Source organism: Mycobacterium sp. (genome assembly GCF_035653355.1).
In the GTDB taxonomy this organism is placed as follows: domain Bacteria; phylum Actinomycetota; class Actinomycetes; order Mycobacteriales; family Mycobacteriaceae; genus Mycobacterium.
In genome coordinates, this window is record NZ_DASRBZ010000449.1 from 1 (window position 1) to 7,519 (window position 7,519).

At 70.3% G+C, this 7,519-nt stretch carries 8 protein-coding genes; all 8 read left to right on the forward strand.

What is annotated here, in order from left to right; translation table 11 throughout:
• Positions 1–212, forward strand: a 212-nt coding sequence (locus VFA16_RS15480; RefSeq protein WP_324968672.1) for a carbamoyltransferase C-terminal domain-containing protein, incomplete at its 5' end; no start/stop codon positions are given.
• The gene (locus tag VFA16_RS15485) at positions 209–1,702 is read left to right on the forward strand and encodes an HAD-IIIA family hydrolase (RefSeq protein ID WP_324968673.1); all 1,494 of its coding nucleotides are present in this window, start codon (positions 209–211) and stop codon (positions 1,700–1,702) included. The genes VFA16_RS15480 and VFA16_RS15485, both read left to right, overlap by 4 nt.
• A gap of 46 nt (positions 1,703–1,748) precedes the next feature.
• Positions 1,749–2,774, forward strand: coding sequence for a glycosyltransferase family 9 protein (locus VFA16_RS15490; RefSeq protein WP_324968674.1), 1,026 nt, complete (start codon positions 1,749–1,751; stop codon positions 2,772–2,774).
• Positions 2,771–3,346, forward strand: coding sequence for an SIS domain-containing protein (locus tag VFA16_RS15495; protein WP_324968675.1), 576 nt, complete (start codon positions 2,771–2,773; stop codon positions 3,344–3,346). Before VFA16_RS15490 ends, VFA16_RS15495 begins: the two co-directional genes overlap by 4 nt.
• Positions 3,343–4,725: a PfkB family carbohydrate kinase gene (locus VFA16_RS15500; protein ID WP_324968676.1), complete on the forward strand. Its 1,383-nt coding sequence runs from the start codon at positions 3,343–3,345 to the stop codon at positions 4,723–4,725. Before VFA16_RS15495 ends, VFA16_RS15500 begins: the two co-directional genes overlap by 4 nt.
• Before the next feature lie 30 nt (positions 4,726–4,755).
• Positions 4,756–5,442 (forward strand): SDR family oxidoreductase, encoded by a 687-nt coding sequence (locus VFA16_RS15505; RefSeq protein WP_324968677.1) that lies wholly within the window; start codon positions 4,756–4,758, stop codon positions 5,440–5,442.
• Positions 5,433–6,380, forward strand: a complete 948-nt coding sequence (locus VFA16_RS15510) for a glycosyltransferase family 9 protein (protein WP_324968678.1) — start codon at positions 5,433–5,435, stop codon at positions 6,378–6,380. Before VFA16_RS15505 ends, VFA16_RS15510 begins: the two co-directional genes overlap by 10 nt.
• A partial coding sequence (locus tag VFA16_RS15515; RefSeq protein ID WP_324968679.1) for a UDP-glucose dehydrogenase family protein occupies positions 6,377–7,519 on the forward strand: 1,143 nt, incomplete at its 3' end. The genes VFA16_RS15510 and VFA16_RS15515, both read left to right, overlap by 4 nt.

A 7,519-nucleotide genomic window follows, 5' to 3' on the forward strand; every position in this document is an offset into this window, starting at 1 on the left:
TCCAGACCGTGGACGAGAACACGCCGCTGCTGCGGCGCATGATCGCCGCGTTCGCCGCGAAAACCGGAGTGCCCGTGGTGGTCAACACCAGCTTCAACACCGCCGGGCGGCCGATGGTCGACAGCCCGCGAGATGCACTGGAGTGCTTCGGCAGTGCGCCGCTGGACGTCTTGGCGTTGGGCCCGTTCATGATTCGGCGGCACAACCAATGAGTGTGCGCTACGCCGTGGTGATCCCGACGATCGGTCGCCCGTCGTTGGGGCGCCTGCTTGCCGCGCTGGACGCCGCGGCCGGCCCGCGACCGGCGGCGGTGGTCGTGGTCGACGACAGGCGCTTTCCGGCGCAGCCGGTGGAAATGCCGCCTACCGAACTGCCCATCACCGTGCTGCGCTCCGGTGGCCGCGGCCCGGCGGCGGCCCGCAACGTCGGCTGGCGACACAGCACTGCCGAGTGGATCTGCTTTCTCGACGACGACGTGGTGCCCGGCCCGAACTGGTGCGCCCAACTGGTAAGCGACCTGGATGAGGCCGACGACTCGGTGGTTGGCTCGCAAGGCACGATCACTGTTCCCGCGCCAACGGGGCGGCGCCCGACCGACGACGAGCGGCGCACGCTCGGGTTGGCGAACGCGCGATGGATCACCGCCGATATGGCCTACCGGCGCTCGGCGCTGGTTCGCTGCGGCGGCTTCGACGAACGGTTTCCCCGCGCCTACCGCGAAGACGCCGACATCGCGCTGCGCCTGACCCGGGCGGGCGGACGGATCACCCAGGGGGCACGGCAGACCGAGCACCCGGTCGCCGCAACACAGCCCTCGGTGCGCAGCAGCGTGCGCGCGCAGCGCGGCAACCGCGACGACGCGCTGATGCGTCGCAAGCACGGCCGAAACTGGCGACGCGCGATCGGTGAGGGCCGCGGCCGGCTGCCGATCCACCTAGTGACCACCGGCGCGGCGCTGGTCGCGGTGGCCGGTGCGTTAGCCCGGCTGCGCCGGGTGGCGAGCATCGGCGCGTTGTGCTGGCTCGGCCTGACCGTCGAGTTCGCGCTGCGCCGCATTGCCGCCGGCCCGCGCAGGGCCCGGGAGGTGGCCGCGATGGCGGCCTCGAGTGTGCTCATCCCTCCAGTCGCCGTTGCCCAAAGGACCTGGGGTACCTGGGTTTTCTGCAACGCTACACCGGAGCCGCCGTTGGCGGTGCTGCTGGACCGCGATGACACGCTGATCAAGGACGGGCCGTATCTCAACGATCCCGACGGCGTGGTGCCGATGCCGACCGCGCGGCGGGCCCTGGGCCGGCTGCGCAAACACGGTCTGCTGTTGGCTGTGGTGACCAACCAGTCCGGGGTGGCCAAGGGCCTGATCAGCCGCGACCAATTGGCCGCGGTGAACGCCAGGGTGGAGGAAGTATTCGGCCGGTTCGACTGCTGGCAGATCTGTGTCCACGACAATGGGTGTGCGTGCCGAAAACCCCAGCCGGGCATGGTGATTGCGGCTGCCGACGCGCTCGGGGTGCACCCCGACCGATGCGTGGTGATTGGCGACACCGGCGGCGACGTCGCTGCCGCGCGTGCGGCGCAAGCGAAGGCGATCCTGGTGCCGACCCAGCGAACGCGGCGATCGGAGATCACTGACGCCCACGCCAACGCTTACGTCGCCAACTCACTCGACGAGGCGGTCTCGTTGGTGCTCAAGGGGTTTCGATGACGCGTCGCGACGATGCAGAGCGAAGCGATGAGGAGGAGCGGCGCTGATGAGAACCGCCACGGTGGCCAGGCTGGACAGCATGGGTGATGTGCTGGTCACCGGCCCGGCGGTGCGCGCCGTCGCGGCCGCCCACGACCGGGTGGTGTTCCTGGCCGGTCCCCGCGGCAGCGAGGCCGCCCGCATGCTGCCCGGCGTCGACCGGGTCGTCGAGTGGGCGGCGGCCTGGGTGGACTTCGACGCGCCGCCGGTTACCGCCGAGGCGGTGGCGTCGCTGGTCGACACGATCGCCGCCGAGAAGCCAGATACTGTGCTGATTTTCACGTCGTTTCACCAATCCCCGCTGCCGCTGGCGCTCATCTGCCGGATGGCCGGCGCGCAGTGGATCGGCGCGATATGCGACGACTACCCGGGCAAACTGCTGGACCTGCGCCACCACGTCGACGACGACATCCCCGAACCGCTGCGGGCGTTGTCACTCGCCGAAGCCGCCGGCTATCGACTGCCCGTCGGCGACGACGGCCGGTTGCGGGTCAAACGCCTGCCGCAACTCGCCCCGGCGCTGCGCGCTGCACTGAACGCGCATGACTATGTGGCTTTTCATCCGGCCGCCGCGGTTCCGGCGCGACGCCCGTCCGTGCCCAAGTGCGCGGAGATCGTTCACGCGCTCGCATCGGCCGGCCACCGAGTCGTCGTCACCGGCGCCCAGGCCGAGCGGGAACTGACCGCGCAGGTGGCAGGAGAGGTGGCACTGGATTTGGCCGGGCAGACCACACTGGCCGAACTCGGTGCGGTGTTCGCCGGCGCCCGCGCCGTGGTAGCGCCGAATACCGGTCCCGCGCACTTGGCGGCGGCGGTCGGGGCGCCGGTGGTGTCACTGTTCGCGCCCGTGGTTCCGGCCGCGCGCTGGCTGCCGTACGGGACGACGGTGGCGGTGCTGGGTGACCAGGATGCCCCGTGCCGGGGCACGCGGGCGCGCGATTGCCCGGTTGCCGGGCATCCCTGCCTGGACGGAATCAGCGCGCAGGATGTCGTCGCGGCGGTCGCTGAGGTAGCGAGTCGAGGTGCAGCATGATCGAACGTCACTTTGCCGATCTGGTGGCCGCGGTGGCGCGGGTGCGCCCCGCCGCCGCGCAATTGTCCGACTGGGGCGCGCATCTGGCGGGCGTGCTCACCGGTGGTGGTCGCCTGCTGGCATGCGGCAACGGTGGCAGCGCGGCCGAAGCTCAACATCTCACCGCCGAACTTGTCGGCCGCTTCAAAAACGAACGAGACCCGTTGTCTGCCATCGCTTTACACGCCGACACCTCAGCGTCGACGGCGATCGTCAACGACTACGGTCCTGAGGAGATGTTCGCCCGCGGCGTGCGGGCACACGGCCGGCCCGGCGATGTGCTGGTCGCATTGTCCACCAGTGGCACCAGCCCCAACGTGCTCGCCGCGGTCAAGGCGGCGCAGGAGATCGGGGTGACCACGTGGGCGTTGACCGGTCCGGCGCCGAATCCGCTGCTGGCCATGAGCGACGACGCGATCTGCGTGGACGCCGATTCGACGGCCACCGTGCAGGAGATCCATCTGGTGCTCGTGCACGGCTTGTGCATGGCGCTCGACGACGTGCTGCTGGGTCCGAGGAGCAAAGCCATATGAAACCGCTTGTGATCATTGGCGATTCGATACTCGACATCGACGTGGAGGGTTCGGCTAGCCGACTCTCGCCGGAGGCGCCGGTTCCCGTGGTGGAGCCGGAGCGGATCTGGCAGCGACCCGGTGGTGCCGGACTGGCCGCAGTGCTGGCCGCCCGGGTGCACCCCGAGGTGGTGCTGGTGACCGCGACCGCCGCCGATCCGACCGGCCGTACACTGGCCGGGCTGTTCGCCGCCGACTACCCGGGCATCCGGGTCGTCGGGATTCCGCTCTCCGGCAGCACCGCCACCAAGATCCGGATCCGGGCGGGCGGCCAATCGGTCGTTCGCGTCGACCACGGCGACGGGTACGCGGCCAACGACGCCATCCCGCCGGAGGTGGCGGCGGTCTTGCAGGAGGCGACGGCGATCTGCGTTGCCGACTACGGCCGCGGCGTCGCCGCGCACCCGCAGCTGCGCGCAATGATCAAGGCCGCGGCGGCCAGTCTCCCTGTGGTCTGGGATCCACACCCCCGCGGCCCCAAGCCGATCCGTGGCTGCACGCTGGTCACACCCAATCAGGCTGAGGCTAAGCAATTTTCGACCAGAACGTGCAGCCCTGGCCAGCTGGCCGGTGCGCTGCGCGTCCAGTGGGGGGCGCGTGCGGTCAGCGTGACGCTCGGGGCACGTGGAGCGATGTTCGCCGACCGCCGCCACGCCGGGCACCACATTGTCCCGCCGGACACCGTCGGCAGCGGACGCAGCGACACCTGCGGTGCTGGTGACCGTTTCGCGGTGGCCGCTGCGACCGCGCTGGCCGACGGTGCCGATCCGCTGGCCGCGGCCACCGCCGCGGTGGACGCCGCCTCACGGTTCGTCGCAGCCGGCGGTGCCGCCGGGGTGTCCAGCGTGATGCCGATGCCCGATCTGTCCGCGCCGACCGGCGCAGTGACGGGAATGGACGCCGTGCTGGCGCTGGCCGAACGAGTGCGGCGCCGCGGCGGCACAGTGGTGGCCACCGGCGGCTGCTTCGACCTGCTGCACACCGGCCACGTGCGATTGCTGCGCCGCGCCCGGGATTTGGGCGATGCGCTGGTGGTGCTCATCAACGCCGACGAGTCGGTGCGGGCCATCAAGGGTGCCGGCCGTCCTGTGGTACCGGCCGAGGACCGCGCCCGGGTGCTGGCCGCGCTGGGCTGCGTCGACGGGGTGGCAATCTTCCACGAGACCTCACCGGCGGCGGCACTGGAGCGGTTGCAGCCGGACATCTGGGTAAAGGGTGGCGACTACACCGGCGTCGAGCTGCCCGAGGCCGATGTGGTGCACCGGCACGGCGGCGAAGTCGTGCTGCTGCCCACCGTGCCCGGGTATTCGTCGTCGAAGCTCATCGCCGCGGCCCACTGAGCGACACGGGCCGAAAAGGAAAGGCTGACAATGACACTGGGCAACGTTTTGGTCGCCGGCGGGGCGTCAGGCCTGGGTGCGGCCACGGTTCGGGCCGTGCAACGCCACGGCGGTACACCGCTGGTGATTGACATCGCCGAACCACAAGGCGGTGTGCGCTATGCGAGTGCCGACCTTGCCGACACCGCAAGCGTCGACGACGCCGTACGTGAATTAGCCGACGCCGTCGACGGGCAACTGCACGGTGTGTTCACACCCGCCGGCATCGACAGCTGCGGCCCGCTGGACAAGGTATCGGCCAAAGAGTGGGAACGGGTGGTGCACGTCAACCTGCTCGGCACCGCCGCGGTGATCAGAGCCGCACTGCCCTACCTGAAAGCCACGCACGGACGCGTCGTCACATGCGCATCGACGCTCGGGATCAAGGCGGTCAGCGACGCCACCGCCTACTGCGCCTCGAAATTCGGCGTGGTCGGTTTCACCCGGGCACTGGCCGCCGAACTGGCCGGAACCGTCGGCGTGACGCTGCTGATCCCCGGGGGCATGCGCACCCCGTTCTTCGACAACCGCGACGAACAGTACAAGCCGCCGCCGGACGCTAAGCTCAACGACCCCGACAACGTCGCCGAGACAGTCGTATTCGCGCTGAGCCAGCCACCGGGCAGTGAGATCCGCGAAATGGTGGTGTGCTCGTCGGAGGAGTCGTCGTGGCCTTGACAACCGCGGCCGGCACGGTGCTGGTGCTGCGGGCACTCGGCCTGGGCGACCTGCTCACCGGCATGCCGGCGCTGCGCGGGCTGCGCCGGGCGTACCCGTCGGCCCACATCGTGCTGGCCACGCCAAAGCCGTTGGGCCCGCTGGCGATATTCAGCGGCGCCGTCGACGGGGTGCTGCCCACCGCGGGACTCGGCGAGCTGCGCTGGTCCGGGCCGCCGCCCGATGTGGCGGTCAACCTGCATGGCCGCGGCCCGGAAAGCATCGCCGACCTGCTGAGCACAAAACCGAAAGCGCTGATATCGCACCGCAATCCGCGATGCCCGTCGGTGGTCGGGCCGCCGTGGCGTGCCGAAATTCACGAAGTCGACCGCTGGTGTGCGCTGCTGGGGGCCGCGGGTATCGCTTGCGACCCGGAGGATTTGGCGATCGGGCGACCGGATGGATACCCGCGCCGCGACGGTGTCGTCGTCATCCACCCAGGAGCGGCGGCACCCTCACGCCGCTGGCCTGCCGACCGGTTCGCGACCGTGGCCGCGGCGCTCATCGCCGCCGGGCATCGCGTCGTCGTCACCGGATCGGCCGCCGAAAGACCCCTCGCGGAAAGCGTTGCTACACAAGCTGGTCTGGACCAATCCGCGGTGCTGGCCGGACAACTCGACGTGCTGGGCATGGTGGCACTGATCAGCGACTGCCAGCTGCTGGTGTGCGGGGACACCGGGGTCGGCCACATCGCCACCGCTACCGGGACACCCTCGGTGCTGCTGTTCGGGCCCACACCGCCCAGCCGGTGGGGACCGCGCGGAGCGGGACGGCACATCACGGTATGGGCCGGTGACTGCGGTGATCCGCATGGCGACCGCCCGCACCCCGGGCTGCTGTTGATCACACCGTCGCGGGTGATCGACGCCACCCGCCAACTGCTCGCGGAGTGCGCATGAGCATCCGGCCTGCCAGCGCTGCCGCGAAGCGCATCAAAGTAGGAGTCGTTGGCGCCGGCTACGTCGGCCTGACGACGGCCGTTTGCCTGGCAGCCAAGGGAATCGACACCGTGTGCGTCGACAACGATCCGGTCCGCGTCGACCAGTTGCGCCGGGGCCGGTCGGTGATCGACGAACCGGACCTCGGTGAGCTGTTGTGCAGCGGCCTGCGGCGCGGCAACCTGCGCTTCACCTGTCATTACGACGGTCTGCAGGATCGCGACGTCGCGTTCGTCTGCGTTCCGACGCCCACGAACGAGGACGGCGGTGCCGATCTGCGCGCGGTCGAGCGCGCGGTGGCGCAACTGGCCGACGTGCTGCGTCCCGGCTCGGTGGTCGCGGTGAAATCGACTGTCCCCGTGGGCACCTGCCGCCGGCTCAGCGAATTACTCGGGGCCCGCGCCATCGAGACTGTCGCCAATCCGGAATTCCTGCGCGAAGGCCATGCCGTGCATGACTTCTGCCACCCCGAGCGCGTGGTGGTCGGCGCCCAAGACGAGGCGCGGCACCATGACGGCGCTGCACGAGTCGCCGAGTTGTACGCCGGGGACACCGACACGGTGTTGCGGATGAGCCTGGAAAGCGCCGAGCTGGCCAAGTACGCCAGCAACGCGTTTCTGGCGGTCAAGCTGTCGTTCGTCAACTCGCTGGCCGAGTTGTGCGGCCGCGTCGGCGCCGACATCGCCGATGTCACCGGCTGCATGGGCGCCGACGAGCGCATCGGCGGGCAGTTCCTGGCGCCGGGCCCAGGCTGGGGCGGTTCGTGCCTGCCGAAGGACACCGCCGCGCTGGTGCACACCGGCCGCGCGCACGATGTTGCGCTGCGTGAGGTGGAGTCGGCGCGGTGCACGAACGTCGCACAGGCCGAGCGGATCGCCGCCACACTGCGGCGTTTGCTGCGCCGTCCGCTCGACGAACTGACGATCACCGCGCTCGGCTTGACGTTCAAGGCCGGCACCAGCGACGTCCGCGACTCGCCCGCGGTCGCGATCTGCACAGTGCTGCACCGGGCCGGCGCGCAGGTCACCGCCTACGATCCCCGCCTGGACAGCATCGACAGCTCAGAGTTGCCGGTGGCGATCGCCCGGGATCCCTACGTC

Excerpts from the sequence above, each read along its gene's own strand:
- VFA16_RS15485 (WP_324968673.1), top strand. The coding sequence starts at position 209 with ATGAGTGTGCGCTACGCCGTGGTGATCCCGACGATCGGTCGCCCGTCG.
- VFA16_RS15490 (WP_324968674.1), top strand. The coding sequence starts at position 1,749 with ATGAGAACCGCCACGGTGGCCAGGCTGGACAGCATGGGTGATGTGCTG.
- VFA16_RS15495 (WP_324968675.1), top strand. The coding sequence starts at position 2,771 with ATGATCGAACGTCACTTTGCCGATCTGGTGGCCGCGGTGGCGCGGGTG.
- VFA16_RS15500 (WP_324968676.1), top strand. The coding sequence starts at position 3,343 with ATGAAACCGCTTGTGATCATTGGCGATTCGATACTCGACATCGACGTG.
- VFA16_RS15505 (WP_324968677.1), top strand. The coding sequence starts at position 4,756 with ATGACACTGGGCAACGTTTTGGTCGCCGGCGGGGCGTCAGGCCTGGGT.